Below are 763 nucleotides of genomic sequence, written 5' to 3'. Positions count from 1 at the left end.
ACGACGTCGCCGTCGCCGGTGGGGTCGAGTCCATGACCCGTGTCCCGATGTTCTCCTCCAGCCAGGGGCAGGACCCGCTGGGCTCGGCCTTCGCCGCGCGCTACGGCGTGGCCCCCACCCAGGGCGCCGGCGCGGAGGTGATCGCGGAGAAGTGGGGGTTCTCCCGTACCCAGCTCGACGAGTTCGCGCTGCTGTCGCACGCCCGCGCCGCCGAGGCGCAGGACGACGGCCGGTTCGCGGGGCAGATCGCGCCGGTCGCGGGTGTCTCCACCGACGAGGGCGTCCGCCGGGGCGGCACGCTGGAGGGCCTGGCCCAGCTCAAGACGGTGTTCAAGGAGGCCGACCAGGGCGGGGTGATCCACGCCGGCAACTCCTCGCAGATCTCCGACGGGGCCGCCGCGCTGCTGATGACCACCAGCGAGAAGGCGGGGCAGCTCGGTCGGACCCCGATCGCCCGGGTGCACACCGGGGGGCTGGCCGGTGCCGACCCGGTCATCATGCTGAGCGCCCCGAGCCGCGCGACGGACAAGGCGCTCACGCGCTCCGCCCTCCCCCTGGACGCGATCGGCCCCTTCCAGGTCAACCAGGCGTTCGCCCCGCTGCCGCTGGCGTGGCTGGCCGACACCGCTGGCGCCGACTCCTAGGTCGCCGACACGCTCACCCACCACGCCCGCCAGATCCGCCTCCTCCAACACCTGGGCGGTCCCGGCGCCCCGACCATGCCCACCCCCAGCCACCATCTGCGCGACTAACGCACCCGCTC

The 763-nt window shown here is 74.3% G+C and carries 1 protein-coding gene; it reads left to right on the top strand.

Annotation, left to right across the window (positions count from 1 at the left end; genetic code table 11):
• On the top strand, positions 1-644 hold a 644-nt coding region (locus D8M34_RS18565; RefSeq protein ID WP_446723750.1), incomplete at its 5' end, for a thiolase family protein.
• Positions 645-763 lie beyond the last annotated feature (119 nt).

The sequence above is a fragment of the Microbacterium sp. HSID17254 genome, from assembly GCF_003989315.1.
Taxonomy (GTDB): domain Bacteria; phylum Actinomycetota; class Actinomycetes; order Actinomycetales; family Microbacteriaceae; genus Microbacterium.
Note: the sequence above shows the minus strand (reverse complement) of the source record. Positions and strands in the feature narration are given on the sequence as shown.